Raw genomic sequence first — 19,191 nt, forward strand, 5'->3', positions numbered from 1 at the left:
ACTAAAAAGGGAGAGCTTAACGATGACAGAAACTTTGAAAAATTGGATCGGCGGCGAATGGATCGCTTCTGCATCCACACAAACAGAACCCGTATATAACCCTGCAACGGAAGAAATTCTTGCTTACATCCCAATTTCTACGAAGGAGGAAGTCGATCAAGCCGTTCGCAACTCACAAGAGGCGTTCCAGTCCTGGAGCCGCACGCCGGTGCCGCGCCGAGCACGTATTCTGTTTAAATATCAACAATTGCTCGTTGACAACTGGGAAGAGCTTGCGCGGATCGTAACGCGTGAAAATGGCAAAAGCTACACCGAAGCCTACGGCGAAGTGCTGCGCGGCATCGAGTGCGTTGAATTCGCGGCAGGAGCACCAACGCTCATGATGGGCAAACAACTGCCCGATATCGCGTCGAATCTGGAATCCGGCATGTACCGCTATCCGATCGGGGTCATCGGTGGCATTACACCGTTTAACTTCCCGATGATGGTGCCCTGCTGGATGTTCCCGCTCGCGATTGCCTGCGGCAACACGTTCGTGTTGAAACCGTCGGAGCGCACGCCGCACTTGGCTAACCGTTTGGCGGAGCTGTTCCAACAAGCGGGTCTTCCGGACGGCGTGCTGAACATCGTTCATGGCGCGCATGATGTTGTGAATGGACTTCTGGAGCATCCAGAGGTCAAAGCGATTTCATTCGTTGGCTCCCAACCGGTAGCCGAATACATTTACAAAACCGCTTCAGCCCATGGCAAGCGGGTGCAAGCTTTAGCCGGCGCCAAAAATCACTCGATCGTGATGCCGGATGCGGATCTGGATATCGCGGTGAAGGAAATCGTCAACGCGGCTTTTGGTTCGGCGGGCGAGCGCTGCATGGCGTGCTCGGTTGTCGTAGCCGTCGGCGATGTGGCTGACACGCTTGTCAGCAAGCTGACTGAGGCGGCTAACCGCATCACGATGGGCAATGGCGCAGACGAGGGCGTGTTCCTGGGGCCGGTGATTCGCGACCAGCACAGAGAACGCACCTTGAAATATATCGAGATCGGCGAAAAAGAAGGCGCGATTCTGATTCGCGACGGACGCAAGGATAAGGCATCCGATGAGAAGGGCTATTTCGTAGGGCCGACTATTTTTGATGGCGTGGAGTGCGGCATGAAAATTTGGGAGGACGAAATTTTTGCGCCTGTGCTTTCCATCGTTCGGGTAGCAACGCTGGAAGAAGCGATTGCGTTATCCAATCGCTCGGAATTTGCCAATGGCGCCTGCCTGTTCACGCGCGATGGCAGTAATGTCCGCCAATTCCGCGAAACGATTGATGCGGGTATGCTGGGCGTCAATCTCGGCGTTCCTGCGCCGATGGCTTTCTTCCCTTTTTCAGGCTGGAAAAAGTCGTTCTACGGTGATTTGCACGCGAATGGGACAGATGGCGTTGAATTTTATACACGCAAAAAAATGGTCACAGCCCGCTGGTAGGCCTAGAAAGGAAGAATCTCATGCGACTTGTTTCGATGAAAGAGATGCTGCATCAGGCGCTAGCCGGTCAATATGCGGTTGGACAGTTTAATTTAAACAATTTGGAGTTCACGCAAGCGATTCTGCTGGCTGCTGAGGCGGAGCAATCGCCCGTCATTCTTGGCGTCAGTGAGGCTTACATTCCTTATATGGGCGGGCTGCCCTGCATCGCGGGTATAGTGAAATCGTTGATAGCGCATTACGGCATTACGGTGCCAGTCGCGCTACATTTGGACCATGGAACCAGCTATGAGGTGTGCATTCGGGCGATTCACGCGGGTTTTACTTCCGTTATGATCGATGCTTCGCATCATTCGCTCGAACATAACATCGAAGTGACCCGCCAAGTGACTCAGGCCGCTCACGTTCTCGGCGTTTCCGTTGAATCTGAGCTGGGCAGAATTACCGGACGCGAGGACGATTTGGTCGTCGATGAAGCCGAAGGCATGTATGCGGTCACGGCGGATTGCGTGCGTTTAGTGCGGGAAACAGGCATCGATTGTTTGGCGCCAGCGCTTGGTTCCGTACATGGTCCTTATCGGGGACAGCCCAAGCTGGGCTTCGAACGGATGGCTGAAATCCGCCAAGTGACGGGCCTTCCGCTCGTGCTACATGGCGGAAGCGGCTTGCCGGATGAAGAAATTCGTCAGGCTATTGCCTGTGGAACGGCCAAAATTAATGTGAACACAGACAATCAAATCGCTTGTACAGAGGCCATACGATCGTTTTTGAATGAACATCCGGAGGCCTATGACCCACGGAATTATTTAATCCCCGCGCGGGAAGCGATTGGGGCATCCGTAAGAGCCAAAATTCAATTGTTCGGCAGCGCAGGCAAAGCCGGAGGGAGTCTATCATGAAAACTATTCAAATCGGAATCATCGGTGCAGGCCGGATCGGCAAAATCCACGCAGACAATTTACTGCGACTGCCGCAGGTGAACATTGTGGCGGTGAGTGATTTATTTGCAGGACCTGAGTTAGAGGCTTGGGCGGCAGCGCGCCAAATCGGTCTAGTTACGAAGGATAGCAAGGAATTGATCGAACATCCAGAGATTGATGCTATCTTCATTTGCTCCTCAACAGATACGCACGTTCCGTTGATTCAGCAGGCGGCAGAGGCAGGCAAGCACATCTTTTGCGAAAAGCCGATCAGCATGGATATTACGCAAACGGAGGCAGCGATTGCGGCTGTGAACAAAGCCGGCGTGAAGCTGCAAATCGGCTTTAACCGCCGTTTTGACCATAATTTTAAGCGTGTTCGCGAGGTTGTCCAAGAAGGGACGATCGGGAACCCGCATATTATCAAAATTACTTCCCGTGACCCGAATCCGCCGCATGAGGACTATATTAAGGTGTCGGGCGGCATTTTCATGGATATGATGATCCATGATTTCGATATGGCTAGGTTTGTAGCCGGCAGCGAGGTTGAAGAGGTGTATGCGCAGGGCAATGTGCTGATTAATCCGGTTTTTGCTGAGCATGGGGATGTGGATACGGCGATAGTCACGCTGCGCTTCGAGAATGGCGCTCTTGGCGTCATCGACAATAGCCGTCAAGCCGTTTATGGCTATGACCAGCGTGTGGAGGTGTTCGGGTCCAAAGGCAGCGTAGCTGTCGCCAACGATCATCCGAATACGGCCGTGGTTAGCACCGCAGATGCGATTGTGAGCGAGAAACCGCTGCACTTTTTCCTCGAGCGCTATCAAGCTGCTTATATGGAAGAGACACAGATCTTCATAGATTGTCTGTTGAACGATAAGGCTGTGCCTGTGGACGGTCATGATGGTATGCAGGCGGAGCGGATTGCCTTGGCTGCCAAGCTATCTTCTAGGTTAGGTCGTCCGGTGAAAGTTAGCGAAGCTTTGGCTTTGTTACAGCAGAATTCGCTTTGAGGGGAGGAGTTGAGGGATATGCCTAATCTGATAGTGAAACCTTTGGAACATCCTCATGTTGAGGGCAGCATTTTGAAAATAACGCCGGAATCCGCGGGCTGGAAGTATGTCGGTTTTGAAATTGTACGGCTTGCGGCTGGGCAATCTCTGAGCCGTGTTACGGGCGAGCAAGAAATTTGCTTAGTGCTGCTGAGCGGTAAAGCGGACGTGCAGACCAAGGAGGCAAGCTGGAGCGACATCGGAGAGCGGATGAACGTTTTTGAGAAAATTCCGCCGTTTTCGGTCTATGTCCCGAGTGATGATCAGTATGAAGTTGCTGCTAAAACAGCTGTGGAGCTTGCGATTTGCAGCGCTCCCGGTGCTGGCGGTTATCCTGCGCGCTTGATTGAACCTAGCCATGTGGGGGTTGAAACCCGCGGTTACGGGAATATCGAGCGGCAAATTCATAATATTTTACCGGAAAATGAACCAGCGGACAGCTTGCTTGTTGTCGAGGTTTTTACCCCGAACGGACATTGGTCGAGCTACCCGCCGCACAAGCATGATCGGGATGCGCTTCCGCAGGAGTCTTTTCTGGAGGAAACGTATTATTATCGCGTCGATCCTGGGCATGGTTTTGCGATCCAACGTGTGTATACGGATGACCGTTCGCTGGATGAAACGCTGCTGGTGAAGGATGGGGAAGCTGTGCTGGTGCCGCGAGGTTATCATCCTGTTTGTGCGCCTCCCGGCTATGACGTCTACTATCTGAATGTGATGGCAGGCCCATCGCGGATCTGGAAGTTCCATAATGATCCTGAGCATGCTTGGCTAATGGCGAAGCCGGTGGAGGAGTAGGCCGTTTGCAACTTCCCTTGTGCCCCTGCATAATAGAAGACAAACAAGTATTCTTCGGGAAAAATGGGGTCATAGGATGAAGGCAACAATTTATGATGTCGCCCGCGAGGCTGGGGTTTCGATTGCAGCGGTGTCGCAGGTGATGAACGGCAAAGGGAAGATCAGCGAAGAACGGCGCGCGGAAATTCTCAAAACGATGGAGCGGCTCAATTATCAGCCGAGTGTGATCGCTTCGGCTTTAACCGGCAAGAAGACATTTACTTTGGGACTGCTTGTGCCGGATATATCGAATCCTTTTTTCGCGGAAATTGCGCGGGCGGTTGAGGATCAGGGGCACCATTTGGGCTATAGCTTGGTCATTTGCAGCACAGACAATAAGGACGAACGGGTCGAGCGCTACCTGAACCTGCTGCAGCAGAAAAGCATTGACGGCATGATCATCGGGACCGGGATGGACAACAAGGAGATGCTGACGCCTCTAATGAAGCAAGGGATCCCGATTGCGATGATCGCCAGAGAAATGCCGGATATCGGCGTGCATACCGTTGTTGTGGACGATTGCGTTGGCGGCGCGTTGGCGGCCAAGCATTTGTTGGATTTGGGGCATACGCGCATAGCTATTCTGGCGGAGCATGCCAAAGTTATCAGCAGCCGTGAGCGGGTGCGCGGGTTTAGGAACACGCTGGAGGAAGCGGGTGTTGTGCTGCCGGACAGCGGTGTGCGCAACTGTCACTATACCGTGGAAGATGGGAAGCGGCAGGCGATTGCGCTGCTGGAAGAGTCGGCAGGGGTTCGGCCGACTGCTCTGTTCTGCTGCAACGATATGCTGGCTATCGGGGCTTTGCAGGCTGCGAAGCAGCTGGGCTTGAAGGTACCGGAGCAGCTATCGGTGATTGGCTTCGACAACACGATTCTGGCTTCGGTGACGGACCCGCCGCTAACGACGGTCGCCCAGCCGATTGAGCCGATGGGGAAGAGGGTTGTCGACCTGCTGATTCAGGAGCTGAAGAAAGAATCCACAACCAAGCAACGTGTGGTGCTGCGTCCTGAATTAATGATTCGGCAGTCTACGGCTTCGCCGACTGAAGTGGACTAATTGGATAAGGGGACTGCCTGAAAAGTAGATGTATCTACTTGGGGGGCGGCCCTTTTTGTTTATGTTTGAGGCTCCACGATCCCGCTGGTCTAGTTTAGACAGATGGTTGGGAGGACGCTGAGAGTAGATGATAGGAAAGTAGCTGATAGGGAAAGTAGCTGAAATACTCGGACTGTGCGGCGAATGTCTAAGCAACGGCTGTTTGATTGGATAAATCCAATCAAACAGCCGTATAGGCGGTTAAATTCGTACCTACATTGGATTTATCCAATGTTATCTGATAAAAACGCCATATAGGCGGCAGATTTGAGGATTCCGTTGGATAAATCCAATCCAACAGCCCAATGGGCGGCCAAATTCACGATTACATTGGATATATCCAATGTAATGAGATTCCTTATGTTGTCTGGTGCGAAATCTTGAAGTTAGCTAGTTTAGTCAGATGGTTGAGAAAACGCTGAGAGCAGCTGCAACAAGCCGACGCCCGCAACACCCAATAAAATTATAGTTTTATCTATAATTTTTTAAGGGAACCCTATGCGCTACCTTCTATAATAGGGGTATACCAAAGAAGGAGCGATGCAGTGATGAGCAGCAGGTTAGAGGAAACTCCTGTCACCCTTGATGTACAACGGCTTAAACAAGCTGCGTTAGTACGAAGAAGAAGATTATTGAAGCAAAATATCCCCTTGTTCATTATGCTGATCCCCGTGATCGCCTATTATATTTTGTTCAAGTATTGGCCGATGGGCGGACTTGTGATCGCTTTCAAAAACTATAATTTCGCCGACGGCATCTGGCACAGTCCATGGGTTGGATTAAAGTATTTTAAGTTATTGTTCTCCAGCTCCAACACGCTGCAAATTATTTGGAACACGTTCTGGCTCAGCTTGTTGAGCCTGGTCGTCGGGTTCCCGGTACCGATCGTTCTCGCGGTTTTGATTAATGAAGTCCGCAAATCCTGGTTTAAAAAATGGATTCAAACGATCATCTATTTGCCGCATTTCTTCTCATGGGTGATTGTCTCGGGAATTGTGCTTTCGTTATTCGCTACCGATTATGGGTCCATCAATAAGGTGTTTAAGTTGTTTAATATAGAACCAATTACTTTTCTATATGAGTCTCATTCATGGACGGCGATATTCATCGGCTCAGGTGTTTGGAAGGAAATGGGTTTCTCCACTATTATATATCTCGCTGCCCTCACCACGATTGATCCATCACTGTATGAATCAGCTTGTATGGATGGGGCGACGAAGTGGCGACAAATTTGGCATATCACTTTGCCAGGCATTCGGCACACGATTATCCTGCTGCTGATCCTTGCGATGGGTCGCGTGATGGAAGTCGGCTTTGACCAGGTGTACAATCTCCAGAATTCAGCTGTCGCCGATGTGTCTGAGGTGATTAGTACCTATATTTATAAAATAGGACTAGGCAGTTCGCAGTTTAGCTTAACGACGGCGATGGGACTTTTCGAATCGGTCATCAGCTGCAGCCTTGTTTTAATTGCCAATCGGATTGCGCGAAAATTTGACCAAGCTTTATTTTAGCCAAATGCTTAGGAGGAGCCCATGAAAACATCACGTGGAGAACGAATATTTTATGGTATAAACTATGTGCTGCTCGCTGTTATTGCACTAACTTGTTTGATGCCATTCATTCATATTGTTGCATTGTCGCTGAGTGAACGCTCGGCGGTCGACTCCGGTCACGTCTTCTTCTGGCCGGTAGGGCTGCAGTTCACAGCCTACAAAATCTTTTTTCTCGCGAGCCCTGCTTTCCAAGCTTTTAAAAATAGTATTGTTATTACGGTAGTCGGGGTCGTTCTCAGCTTGTTAGGTACGATATTGGCTGCCTATCCGCTATCCAGAAATTATTTGATCGGGCGTCGCTTTCTTGTGCTGGCTATGGTTTTTACGATGTTGTTCTCAGGCGGGTTAATTCCAACATACCTGATTGTGAAAGAAATGTCTCTGATTGATTCGTACTGGGCGATCTGGCTCACAGGGTTTATCAGTACGTACAATATGCTTCTAATGCGCAGCTATTTCGAGAATATTCCTTATGAGGTGCAAGAAGCTGCAAGAATTGATGGCTGTAATGACACATCGCTGCTCATTCGGATTATTCTCCCTCTATCGCTTCCTATGTTGGCAACATTAGCGCTGTTCTATGGGATTAGTTACTGGAACTCGTTCATGAACGTGCTGATGTATATCAACAAGAGCAGCTTGCAGAATTTAACGGTTATCGTTCAGGCCATGCTGCAAAAAAACGACTTGCTGAATTCGCCTTCTCTCAATAATGAGGAGCAAGCGGCCGTCGCTACCGAGATGGTCAAAGCTGTGGGTGTTGTGGTCATGGTTGTTCCCATGTTGGTGGTATATCCCTTCCTCCAGAAGTATTTTGTGAAGGGTGTCATGCTTGGATCTGTTAAGGGTTGATATCGTTTCATGGCTGTTATCAAGGCAAGGTTACTGATTAGGGTGTTCCCGTTTAACAAAACTTCACAATATATGAATTGGGGGAAATGCGAATGACGAACAAGAAGATGTGGCTTGGTGTAACAGTAGGGTTCGTAGCATTAGGGGCAACATTGGTGGGGTGCAGCAGCGATAAGAAAGAAACAACTGCAACCTCAACCGCAGCAGCAACAGCCAAAGCTGGAGACAAGGCAGCAGCGAAGCGTGGAGATGTCACCGTTACGATGTATGATCGCGGTGCGGTTCCGGCTTCCGAAGGCTCGTATGAAGAAAATCGCTGGACCAAATGGATTAATCAGAACGGCCCGGAGAATGTGAAATACGTGCCTATTCTGCGAAGTGATTCAACGAAGAAATTGAATGTGCTTTTTGCATCAGGATCGGCTCCGGACATCGTCAGTGAATACAATACGCCATTCCGTGGCAGTTTGTATGATCAGAAGCAATTGCTCCCAATTGATGACATTTTAAAATACATGCCTGAATATCAGAAATTACTGACGCAATATCCGCAGTTGAAGAAGGCGGGAACGAAGCCGGACGGCAAGATTTACGAAATTGGCAAAGTGAAGGAAGCCGTACCTGCCCACATTTTGCTCGTACGCACAGATTGGTTGAAGAAGCTGAATCTTTCGATGCCCACAACGACGGATGAATTGATGGCAGTTGCCAAAGCATTTGCAGACAACGATCCTGACGGTAACGGCAAGAAAGATACCTACGGGATGAATATGAGCACGTACTCCGAGCAAGCGATTAATGAGATTTTCGGGGAAGGTTCCTCCAAAGACTTGTTGGCGTGGGGCGTGAAGGACGGCAAAATTTATCGCCAATGGGACAATGAACTGGCTTCACTTACCTTTAAGAAAAAACTATATGATGATGGCATCATCGATAAGGACTACATTAATGACAAAGATGGCGCCAAGGCGAAGCAGGATTTCCTGAATGGCAAAATCGGGATTTACGTGAAGTTCACGGGCGGTTGGTACGACTTTACGATGAATGATATGGTCACACTGAAGAAAAATGTGGCTACTGCGGCAATTGCGCCATTAGGTTATCCGAAATCCCCAGTCGGAACGTTCACGGGAGCCATTGACAACCCAGTTCAAATGACGACGGTCATTAATGCCAAAGCCAAAGATCCAGAAGCTGTTGGCCGTTACCTGGATTTCATGATGAAACCGGAAACCGCGCTGAAAGTTATCAATGGCGATGAAGGCACGCACTGGAAAAAAGCAGCGAACGGCTGTCCGCAAGCGATTGACGCTGCCAAATCCAAGAATGAGGTTGGTTATGCGGGCGATTACGAAATGTTTTATTCCTCAGGTCAAGATAAATGCAGCTTCGTGCTAAGTGGCTTTAACGCCGAAGTTCCTGATCAAAAGTCCGCAATGGATATGTATAAAGAGATCCAGAAAGTTTACTTTGATCCGCAAAGAGAATACCCAGGTCTTACTGTCGGTGAACATATGCCGGTGTACAACGCCGATCTGCAAATTATCAACACGACGATCCTGAAAGAAAAAGGCGATCTTTTCGTTAAAGCGATTATTAGCGGAAGTAAATACACACCTGAACAAGCGATCAAAGATTCACAAGCAGCCTGGGACAAAGCAGGAGGCAAGCAGCTTGAGGATTTCATGAATAAATGGTACCAAGAAAATAAAGATAAAGCGTTCCTTGCCAAAGATGTCATGGCAATTGCAAAACAACAAATGGAGCAAGTGAAGTAATACTTGTTGGTGAAGATCCGGACAGTGAAGGTGCTGATGGTTAGGCGTCAAACCTTGCACTGTCCGATCTCTTTGCACAAGTCATTGCCTCATAGGGGGATACGGGAATGAATAAGCTTAACGTAGCTATTATCGGTTGTGGCGGTATTGCCTTAGGGAAGCACTTACCGAGTTTGCATAAGATTGAGCAGGTTGCTATTGTCGGTTTCTATGATATCGAACGCGTAAAGGCTCAGGAAGCGGCAGCCAAATATGGTGCCCCGGAAGCCAAGGTTTACGAAAGCTATACGGAGCTGCTAGCTGATGCTTCGATTGAAGTCGTGCATATTTGCACACCGAATGATTCCCATGCGGAAATTTCGATTGCGGCCTTGGAAGCTGGCAAGCATGTGATGTGTGAAAAACCGATGGCCAAAACGGCTGCTGACGCCCGTCGGATGGTGGAAACAGCTAAGCGTACGGGGAAAAAGCTGACGATCGGCTACAACAATCGCTTTCGCGCGGACAGTCAATATTTGAAACGAGTTATGGAGGATGGCGATCTGGGCGAGATTTATTACGCCAAGGCCCACGCTGTTCGTAGACGCGGTGTGCCCACTTGGGGCGTATTTCTGGATGAAGAGAAACAAGGCGGAGGTCCGCTGATCGATATTGGCACACATGCACTTGATTTAACGCTGTGGATGATGAATAACTATGAACCCAAGGTAGTGCTTGGCACTGCTTACCATAAGCTTTCCAGCAAAGAAAATGCGGCTAATTCCTGGGGACCCTGGGACCCTGAGAAATTTAAGGTGGAAGATTCAGCGTTTGCGATGATCGTCATGAAGAACGGAGCTACCGTCATGGTAGAAGCTAGTTGGGCACTGAATACGCTGGATACGAAGGAAGCGAAATGTACGCTATGCGGTACGGAAGGCGGGGCCGATATGCAGGACGGTCTTCGTATTAACGGAGAAAATCATAGCCGTTTGTATATGAATCAGCTGCAATTCGAAGCGAAGGGCGCTGACTTTTACGATGGTAAAAAGGAAAGCATGCAGGATAAAGAAATTCGCGTCTGGATCGACGCCGTCATCCACGATAAGGAGCCTGTGGTAACACCTGAGCAATCCTGCGTCGTATCGGAGATTCTCGAAGCGATCTATGAATCGAATCGGACAGGGAAAGCGATTTATTTCGACTAAAATGAGGGAAGAGGCAGTTCAGACATGATAAGAGTCGCTATTCTAAGCTACTGGCATGTTCATGCAAAGGATTATGCGCGCATGGCTGCTGAACATCCACAAACAGAAATTGCAGCGTTATGGGATGAGAATCCACAGCGGGGACGTCAGAAAGCAGAGGAACTAGGAGTTCCTTTCTATGAGGTATTGCCAGAACTTTTGGCAAATCCCGATATCGACGGTGTGATAGTTGTTACGCCTACAACGCAGCATCGTGAGGTTCTAATCGCAGCTGCTGCTGCGGGCAAGCATATTTTTACGGAGAAAGTTGTCGCTACAACGACAAAGGCGTGCAACGAAATCTTGGCGGCTGTGGAGACAGCGGGGATTAAGCTCGTAGTTTCTCTGCCACGCTTATACACCGGATTCACGCAAGCGGCTCAGCGTCTCATTCAGGGAGGCGATCTCGGCACCGTAACAACGGTTCGTATCCGGCTCGCCCATAACGGAGCGCTGCCGACCGACGCAAGTCCCAACGGCTCACTGCCCGCACATTTTTTTGATCCGCTAGAAAGCGGCGGCGGCGCGATGATTGACCTCGGCTGCCATCCGATGTACTTGGCGCGATTATTTCTCGGTCTGCCAGAACGTGTAAGTGCCGGTTATGGTTCCATCACGGGACGCCAGGTTGAGGATAGCGCCGTAACGATTATGCATTATGCGAATGGCGCTCTGGGTATCGTCGAAGCAGGATTCGTGAACAGTTACTCGCAGTTTAACATCGAGGTGCAGGGTACGGAAGGCAGTCTGTTGTATGACAGATCTGATAACAAGCTGCTGATGCGCAAGTCTGGCGGACCTGCCGAGTGGCAGGAGGTGACTGAGATGCCAGAAGCAGTACCAACCGCTTTCGAGATGTGGGTATCTCATATTCAGCAAGGGACGATAGCGACTGAGAATATAGCAGTGGCACGCGATTTGACCCGTTTGATGGAAGCTTCCAATTTGTCGGCACAATCCGGTGCTGCATATCGGCTGAGTGACCTTTCAGAGTAAGTATCTCTTGAGAAAAGGCCAGTTCATCCCCTGCAGTATGGCAAGGGGTGTCTGGTTTTTCTGTTTTTGAATTCACCTTAGGGAGGCCGCAACCATGTTGGATAAAGGTATATATTCGTTCTCAACTTGTTGGAACATTAAGAAACACACCGTTGGCAGAGAGATGATAGAGGAAATCAAGGATCTCGGGTTCTCGTATGTGGAACTGAATTATAACGTCACCGAAGAGATGATGAAAACGATCGAGCCGATGATTGAAAAAGGTGAAATCGGCGTGTCCAGTGTTCATAATGTATTTCCGTTTATTAATGATAAGGACTATGACACGGACTCCGTTATGCTCGGCTTCGATGATGAGGAGAAGCGTAAACGCTCTGTGGAGCTGTTGATTCGGTCGATGGACTATGCGAACCGGTATGGCGCCAAAGCTGTAGTTGTGCACCCTGGCGAAGTGCCTTTTGACTATAATATCGATTCTGATTTGAAGAAGCTGTACAAGGAACAAGGCAAGGACTCTCCGGCTTATCGACAATTGTGGCAGGAGATGACGGAACGGCGCGAGCGGTTAAGCCCTTTGTATACCAAGCGAATTCAGGAAAGTCTGGAAGTAGTCAGTGAGCATGCTGCCCAAAAAGGCTGGGACATCGCCATCGGCATTGAGACGAGATCGCGCTGTTATCAGATGCCGTCGTTAATGGAAGCCAAAACGATCTGTGATAACCTGAAAGGCGGTCCGGTCTACCTCTGGTATGATATCGGTCATGCCATGATGATGGATCGAATGGGCTTGTACGACAATCTGAAAGAGCTGCAAGAGGTGCAGACCTATATTTATGGCGTTCATATCCATGAAACGTTGGAGTTATCTGATCACTGGTGTCCATATGTGCACAGTCAGGATATGGCTTACTTCGATCATTATCTGAGCGCTATCGATTTCGCCAAAGTGAAGGTCTATGAACTCAAGGCGGTATGTCAGCCTGATGAGATTGACGAGAGTCACCGACTGATCACAACTAAAATTGCAGCGATGAAAGGTTAAAGGTGACACGGATGGATGCCATTTATCAAAAATTAGTGAAAATAAATGACGATTATACCGCTTCTACGCTGGGGCGGCAGATACTTGATCCGAATTCCAAATATGTTGGCGGCGTGATCGACGAAACAGGCATTGCACGTGCCAACCATATGAGTACGCCGAGCATCATGGCGTGTTGGGCTTCCGCTTTAGTAAATCCAGATTCGCGTTATTACCACGATGAGAAACTGCTCACAGCTTTCGAAATGGCAGCCGATTTCATCCTGAACCGTCAGCATGCAGACGGTACGGTCTCGCTCGGCTCCACGAACTATAATTCGCCGCCGGATACCGCGTTCGTCGTTGGCGGTGTGACGCAGTTCTATCAACTGCTGGAAGCGCATGATTGGGCAGCGGTTAAGCCTGCAGCCGCCAAGTTGAAGCTATTCTTGGAAAGAACGATCCCGGCGATGCTGACCGGGGGCTGCCACACGCCGAACCATCGTTGGGTTATAACGGCCGCACTCGCCTTGTTGTATGAGATATTCCCGATGCCGGAGCTTGTCGCTAGAGCTGATGAATGGCTGGCAGAGGGCATGGATATTACGGAGGACGGGGAATGGACCGAGCGCAGCAACGGCATCTACAATGCCGTCAGTGATATTGCGCTCTACCATACAGCCAAGTTGTTTAATCGCCCTGACTTATTGGATGGAGTGCGCCGCAATCTGAACATGATGGTGTACCTGATCCATCCGTCAGGCGAGGTTGTGACCGATTACTCAGGTCGCCAGGATTTCGGGGAGACGTATGATATGGCTACGTACTTCCTGATTTACCGTCTGATGGCAGCGCACGATCGCAATCCGTTGTTTGCGGCGATGTCGGATTATGCCGGAACGTTTATTCGCAAATCAGAAGCCGTGAACAATCATGCTCTGCTGGGCATGCTGTTGTATCCAGAAACGGCTATCGAAGATTTGGAACGTGCTGAACTACCAGAGCGGTATACCTTGATGTTGAATGAGAAGCATCCGATGGAGAAGCATCTAAAGCAGATCGACCGAGTTGGCCATCATATGAAAATCCAGCATAGCAGCATGCATGTCGCTTTCGGGGCGCCGATCGTACGCATTCGTGATCGCGAGCAGAGTGTGACGATTATGCCTTTGGCGCCTTCCTTTTTCTCCTTGCGCCACGGGAAAGTGCGGTTGCTTGGTATGAAGCTATCGACCTCTTTCTCGCCAGGGATTATCAAGTTTAATCATCTAACTGCTGCAGAGAGCGGCTACAAGCTGAATATTGTGATGGAAAAAGGATATAACGGACCTATCCCGCAGCCGTTTCTGCCTGAAGCAGCGCAACAAGGCCAAGTAAGTCCTTGGTACTTGCTGCCGCATCAACATAGGCCTATGACACATCTGCAAACGCATGAAATTCAGGCAGAAATCGTGCAGGGAGACTCAGAATGGCAGATCCGCATTCACTCCGATGCGCGTGAAGATGTGTTTACGCAGTTATCTTTTATACTCGGGGATGAAGGCCAGGTTAGCGGTGAAGATTTGGCGGACGCCGGAGATGGCAAGTATTTCTTGAAGAGCGGTGGAATGAGGTATGAAGCTGAGGGTGACGCTATTGAGATTTCCTCAGGCGCTTATGAGCACTTCCTGCCCGCCCTACGCGAAGATCAGCATCCAATAGGTTGCCGGTACGTTCATGTGAATTTGGTGACACCATTTGATCGTACGTTTACGATTCGCTTGCGATAGGGGGGAGGTTCAAGATGACGACATATTTTCACGATATCGAAAGCATAGCTGCCCGTTTGGGAGATGATGACAGAGCGACCTTGAAGGTGCTTGCTGATCGCTATATGGGGGCAAATCCCCCGATTCCTTTTGCATTTCGCACATTTTATCGCTCTGGTATCTTGCAGAATGAGCATGGCATGTTCGATCTGAACCTAGGCAGCAGATTTCCAGAAGCCAGACCTGGTCAGTACGCTTATGCGTATGGGCTGGTTTGGAGTGACGGGGAACGCAATTTGGATGTGCTGCTGCAATGTTTAGGACCGATTCATTTGTATTTAAATGACGAGCTTGCGTACCGTTCCAATGTTATTGATGAAATTAAACCAGACGCTAGCGTAAAACTTAATTTTAATTTCGTCAAAGGCTGGAATCGTCTATTTATTAAAGCCAAACACACCGCCGCCGGTTTCGGCTGCCTGTTTGGATCAGATGAAGCCAAGGTAAGGATTCTCAATGTGCTGACTCCCTTCGCCGAGAGGCAGGGGCAAGCCGGTTGGGTTTACTCGGTACCGGTGGACCGGGATTTATTCGAGAACGCTCAACTGCCAGATGCGTTAGGATCAGAGCAGCAGGATGGGCTAAGCTGGCTGCCGCAGTGCGAGTGGAGCGCGAGCGAGCTTGCGTTGCCCATCGGTGAGCGCTTATTCGGTGTGCAGCCCGGTAAGCAGCTCTATGGTTGGACGAAGCTGAACCAAACCAGCTATAGGAGCGAGTTGTGTGTGTTTGAAGGAAGCTCGGCAGGTCCGCTAACCGTATGGGTGAATGGCTTGCAGGTGCTGGAAGTGACCGGGGGAGAGGGCATCTTCCGAGCGGAAGTGATGTTGCTGCCGGGCAAACATGATCTCGTTATCCGCAGCAGAAGCGGGAATCAGGCATGGGGCTGGACGATGAGTGCAAGTATAGCTGGAGAAACAGTGGCTTTGGCTGCTCCTCTTAGGGTTCATGGTTCGGATAAATCGTGGTTGTATATGGGACCACTAGATAATGAAGTGGAGTTGCGCTATACAGATTTAGTGCGTACGAATCAGTTGTATGCGACTAGTTTGAATACTGACGATAAGGTCTATTGGCGGCTGGATCAGCCAGAAGCTTGGATTCGTCCTTATTATGAGAATGCTATGCTGAGCAATAAATGGACGGTCGGCAATGTGACCAATTATGCCCGCTGGGATTATCCGCTAGGGGTCACGATTTACGGCTTGCTGCAAGCAGGCCGCTTGCTTGAGCGACCGGATTTGATCCGTTATGCGCGTGATCATGTCCAAAGCTGTACCCGCATGTTCGACTACTCGCTGTGGGACCGTGAGCAGTATGGGTTTCCAGCGATTAACCAGCAGTTGGTCATGATGAAGATGCTGGACAACTGTGGTTCCTTTGGTTCAGCGATGTTGGAAGCTTACCAGGAAGAGCAGGATCCGGGTTTCTTGTCGATTGCAAAGCGGATCGCGGATTTCATCCTTCACCGGCTGGAACGGAAGGAAGACGGCGCCTTCTACCGGGTATGCCAAGGCGAATATGCAGAAAACACGATGTGGGCCGATGACTTGTACATGAGCACGCCGTTTCTATGCCGCTATGCTAGGATAACAGGCAGCTATGCAGCTTTGGATGAAGCCGCCAAACAGTTTCTTCTATTCCGCAAGTACTTGTTTATGCCAGAACAGCGGATCATGTCCCATGTGTATGATTTCAAATATCAAATGGCGACGGGCATTCCATGGGGGCGCGGAAATGGGTGGACACTGTTCTCATTGACAGAGGTGCTCGAAGTTCTGCCAGCCGATCATCCGGATCGCCCTGCGCTGCTGGATTTCTTCAACGAGCTGTGTAGCGGTTACGTGGAATTGCAGGCAGAAAGCGGCCTGTGGCATCAGGTGCTCAATGATCCGGATGCCTATGAAGAAGCCTCTTGTACGGCGATGTTTACGTACAGCTTTGCGCGCGGTGTGCGTTTTGGTTGGTTGAAGCAGCCTGGGCGATATGTCGCATCGGCGTTGCAAGCATGGCACGGCTTAACCCGCAAGGCCATTGATGGTCAAGGAAACGTGCATGGTGTTTGCAGCGGATCGCGTTATGCGTTTACTGCGGATTATTATAAAAAGGATCTGCTCACCGTAACGAATGACAATCATGGCGTCGGCATTATGATGCTGGCAGGTTCAGAGGTAATGAAGTTAAAGAATTGGCTTGGACAGCAGGAGTAGGCGGTGACTAGTGGGCAATCTGAATAGTGTTTGGCAAATTAGTCATCTGGACTTGATTCTGCGATTGGTTCTGGCCGTCGTCTTGGGCTGTCTGGTCGGGATTGAACGAGAATGGAACAACCATGCGGCAGGCTTTCGTACGCCTATTTTAGTGTGCGCGGGCTCAGCGACCATCATGTTGCTGTCGGTGTATGGCTTGGAGAAGGGCATCTGCCGCTCATGCACGTCCGTGTCAGTGTGAAGGCTCAGCAGCCGGAGAAGCTGACAGCGGCGGCGTATGAGCAGGTTGCCGCGCTAGGAGTAGGTATGCGATTGGCAATGAGCAGATCAGAGCAGATAAAAGCCTTTGAAGGCTCTTATCTGCACTAAAAGCAGCCATCTTGAAGAAATAAGAGCCTTTCAGGACTCTTATGTGTCTCACTTTTGGGGGGATTAGCCCCATTGTGAGCAGATAAGAGCCTCAGGAGGCTCTTATTTGCATAGAAGGCGGCCATTTTGAAGAGATAAGAGCTTTTTAGGGCTCTTATTTGTTTCACTTAGTCGGGGGCTATTAACCCCATTGTGAGCAGACGGCTCTTTCCCCAATGTCAATGAACCTCGATTCAAGCATCCTTAAGAACTCAATAGCCTTTATTTGAGCAAAATAGATCACTTGGAAAATCTAATGAATTACAGATGCTTTATTTCAAGTAAATGATCACCATTCCGCCTATAAAAGACTCAATAACGCCAATACAATTCATTAGTTCGCAAAAGTAGCCATTTTCTCGTCTATAAGCATCATACAGTTCGTTAGAGCGACAGATTGCTTAGGCGGCGGCTTTGGGTGGGGGGCAGGGTAAGAACTGCAGCAAGCACTTGGAGGAAGAGACTGAGTGAGCAAGGAGTTTGCCAAGCAGCTCTATTTCACAGAAAGCTGTTTTTTCATAGTGTTCCAAAAAATCTTAGATTTTGCCTTCGCGTCTCATTCGATATACTTAGTGACAGAACCGGTTCAGTTCAAACGACGACATATGATACATATCGGGAGGGTCATTTTGTGAAAAAATTATCGACCATGCTTGTCTCTGTAGGGTTGGCTGCTTCCATGGCACTTACGGGTTGTTCCAGTCAAAATGCAAGCGATACCAAATCGAGTGCAACGCCGAATTCAGACGCTACAGCGAAGCCGGCCGCAACCAAGCAGGAGAAAGTAAAAGTAAGAATGGCTTATTGGAATAAAGAAGACAGCGTGAAGTCATTGCTCGATTTAATTAAACAAAAGCTGCCGAATATTGAACTTGAATATCAATTTATCGATAATAAGCAGTTCGACAATATTGTCGCTACACAGCTAGCCGCTCAGTCCGGCCCGGACATTATTTCGGTGAGTCCGCCGGCTAGCGCCAAATATGCCAAGCTGGGCTACTTGGCTGATCTATCTTCCGTAGCAGACCGCTATAATGATGCCGGCAAAAATGTATACTCCCAAGACGGCAAACTGTACGCTCTGCCAGGCATTAGCTGGTTTGAGGGGATTTTCTATAACAAAGAGATTTTTGATAAACTCGGCCTGAAGCCGCCGACGACGTTCGAGGAAGAACTTCAATTGCATGAAGCTTTGAAGAAAAAGGGCATTAAGCCGCAAGCGATGGGGGCCAAGTCATGGGAGCCAATGATGAAGTCCTCGATGGGACTCGTCATGAATGATTTCCTAGCCAAAGCGGAAAACAAAACCTTCGACGTGCAATTCGGTCAAGGCCAAAAAACATTGGATGGCAACTGGAATGGCGCGATAGAGAAATGGACGGAGCTTATCAAGCGAGGCTACATTACGCAGGATATGCTTGGCATTGATTACGATCAGGCGCTGGATGAATTCGCAACGGGCAAAGCTGCGATGTGGGAATCAGGCCCGTGGGCAATGGAAGCGATCAAGAAGAAAAATCCGAACATCAAGGTGGATATGTTCCCGTTTTATGGTTCTGCGCCAGGAGCAGGGTGGTTAATCGGCGGACCGGGTGTTGGTTTTGCGGCGAACAGCAAGTCGAAGAACTTGGATGCTGTGAAGCAAGTGTTTGATCTGATCTCCACACCGGAAGGGCAGAAAGCGTTCTGGAACGATAACAAGGGCGGCAGCAGCTACTTGAAGGGCGTCGAATTCGAGATGCCGGCTGAATATGAGAGTGTGAAGGCTACGTTCAAAGCGGGGAATGTTTATGCGCCGTGGAACAATTGGGGAGATAATGCGCAATCGATGATCGAAGATTACGGGAAGCATTTGCAGGAACTTCTTGGCGGCAAAAGCGATGTTAGCCAGGTATTGAAAGGTACGGATAAGAAGATGGCGGAAATTGTGAAAAAGTAAAACCAAACTTGCGGCGGCGCTTGGCAG

The 19,191-nt window shown here is 49.6% G+C and carries 16 protein-coding genes; all 16 read left to right on the plus strand.

Features of this window, described 5'->3' with window-relative positions; translation table 11 throughout:
- Window positions 1-22: 22 nt before the first annotated feature.
- The 16 genes from IEY34_RS27280 (at window position 23) to IEY34_RS27355 (ending at window position 19,164) form a co-directional block, all read left to right on the plus strand.
- A complete protein-coding gene (locus tag IEY34_RS27280) occupies window positions 23-1,468 on the plus strand; it encodes a CoA-acylating methylmalonate-semialdehyde dehydrogenase (RefSeq protein WP_189017895.1) in 1,446 nt (481 codons plus the stop codon).
- 20 nt (window positions 1,469-1,488) lie between these two features.
- The gene (gene fba / locus IEY34_RS27285) at window positions 1,489-2,367 is read left to right on the plus strand and encodes a class II fructose-1,6-bisphosphate aldolase (protein ID WP_189017899.1); all 879 of its coding nucleotides are present in this window, start codon (window positions 1,489-1,491) and stop codon (window positions 2,365-2,367) included.
- On the plus strand, window positions 2,364-3,401 hold the full coding sequence (gene iolG / locus IEY34_RS27290; RefSeq protein ID WP_189017902.1) for an inositol 2-dehydrogenase: 1,038 nt from the start codon (window positions 2,364-2,366) through the stop codon (window positions 3,399-3,401). Before fba ends, iolG begins: the two co-directional genes overlap by 4 nt.
- 18 nt (window positions 3,402-3,419) lie before the next feature.
- The gene (gene iolB / locus IEY34_RS27295; protein ID WP_189017905.1) at window positions 3,420-4,238 is read left to right on the plus strand and encodes a 5-deoxy-glucuronate isomerase; all 819 of its coding nucleotides are present in this window, start codon (window positions 3,420-3,422) and stop codon (window positions 4,236-4,238) included.
- A 76-nt stretch (window positions 4,239-4,314) separates the two neighbouring features.
- Window positions 4,315-5,334 (plus strand): LacI family DNA-binding transcriptional regulator, encoded by a 1,020-nt coding sequence (locus IEY34_RS27300; protein ID WP_189017908.1) that lies wholly within the window; start codon window positions 4,315-4,317, stop codon window positions 5,332-5,334.
- Between the two features lie 587 nt (window positions 5,335-5,921).
- Complete coding sequence (locus tag IEY34_RS27305) at window positions 5,922-6,887, plus strand: ABC transporter permease (RefSeq protein ID WP_189017910.1); 966 nt, start codon at window positions 5,922-5,924, stop codon at window positions 6,885-6,887.
- A gap of 21 nt (window positions 6,888-6,908) precedes the next feature.
- On the plus strand, window positions 6,909-7,781 hold the full coding sequence (locus IEY34_RS27310) for a carbohydrate ABC transporter permease (protein WP_189017913.1): 873 nt from the start codon (window positions 6,909-6,911) through the stop codon (window positions 7,779-7,781).
- A 92-nt stretch (window positions 7,782-7,873) separates the two neighbouring features.
- On the plus strand, window positions 7,874-9,559 hold the full coding sequence (locus IEY34_RS27315; protein WP_229757866.1) for a type 2 periplasmic-binding domain-containing protein: 1,686 nt from the start codon (window positions 7,874-7,876) through the stop codon (window positions 9,557-9,559).
- 107 nt (window positions 9,560-9,666) lie between these two features.
- Window positions 9,667-10,746, plus strand: coding sequence for a Gfo/Idh/MocA family protein (locus IEY34_RS27320; RefSeq protein ID WP_189017918.1), 1,080 nt, complete (start codon window positions 9,667-9,669; stop codon window positions 10,744-10,746).
- A 24-nt stretch (window positions 10,747-10,770) separates the two neighbouring features.
- Window positions 10,771-11,781, plus strand: coding sequence for a Gfo/Idh/MocA family protein (locus IEY34_RS27325; protein ID WP_189017921.1), 1,011 nt, complete (start codon window positions 10,771-10,773; stop codon window positions 11,779-11,781).
- Window positions 11,782-11,875: 94 nt separating this feature from the next.
- Window positions 11,876-12,823 (plus strand): sugar phosphate isomerase/epimerase family protein, encoded by a 948-nt coding sequence (locus IEY34_RS27330; protein ID WP_189017924.1) that lies wholly within the window; start codon window positions 11,876-11,878, stop codon window positions 12,821-12,823.
- A gap of 11 nt (window positions 12,824-12,834) precedes the next feature.
- The gene (locus tag IEY34_RS27335; RefSeq protein WP_189017927.1) at window positions 12,835-14,571 is read left to right on the plus strand and encodes a hypothetical protein; all 1,737 of its coding nucleotides are present in this window, start codon (window positions 12,835-12,837) and stop codon (window positions 14,569-14,571) included.
- Between the two features lie 14 nt (window positions 14,572-14,585).
- Complete coding sequence (locus tag IEY34_RS27340; RefSeq protein ID WP_189017929.1) at window positions 14,586-16,817, plus strand: glycoside hydrolase family 88/105 protein; 2,232 nt, start codon at window positions 14,586-14,588, stop codon at window positions 16,815-16,817.
- Window positions 16,818-16,827: 10 nt separating this feature from the next.
- The gene (locus IEY34_RS27345; RefSeq protein ID WP_373291352.1) at window positions 16,828-17,058 is read left to right on the plus strand and encodes an MgtC/SapB family protein; all 231 of its coding nucleotides are present in this window, start codon (window positions 16,828-16,830) and stop codon (window positions 17,056-17,058) included.
- Entirely contained in the window at window positions 17,037-17,186 is a 150-nt protein-coding gene (locus IEY34_RS37940) for a hypothetical protein (protein ID WP_189017932.1), read from the plus strand. The genes IEY34_RS27345 and IEY34_RS37940 overlap by 22 nt, the downstream gene beginning before the upstream one ends.
- Before the next feature lie 670 nt (window positions 17,187-17,856).
- Window positions 17,857-19,164: an ABC transporter substrate-binding protein gene (locus tag IEY34_RS27355; RefSeq protein WP_229757867.1), complete on the plus strand. Its 1,308-nt coding sequence runs from the start codon at window positions 17,857-17,859 to the stop codon at window positions 19,162-19,164.
- The last annotated feature ends 27 nt before the right edge of the window (window positions 19,165-19,191 follow it).

This window comes from Paenibacillus marchantiophytorum (genome assembly GCF_014640555.1).
GTDB classification, from domain to species: Bacteria; Bacillota; Bacilli; order Paenibacillales; family NBRC-103111; genus Paenibacillus_E; species Paenibacillus_E marchantiophytorum.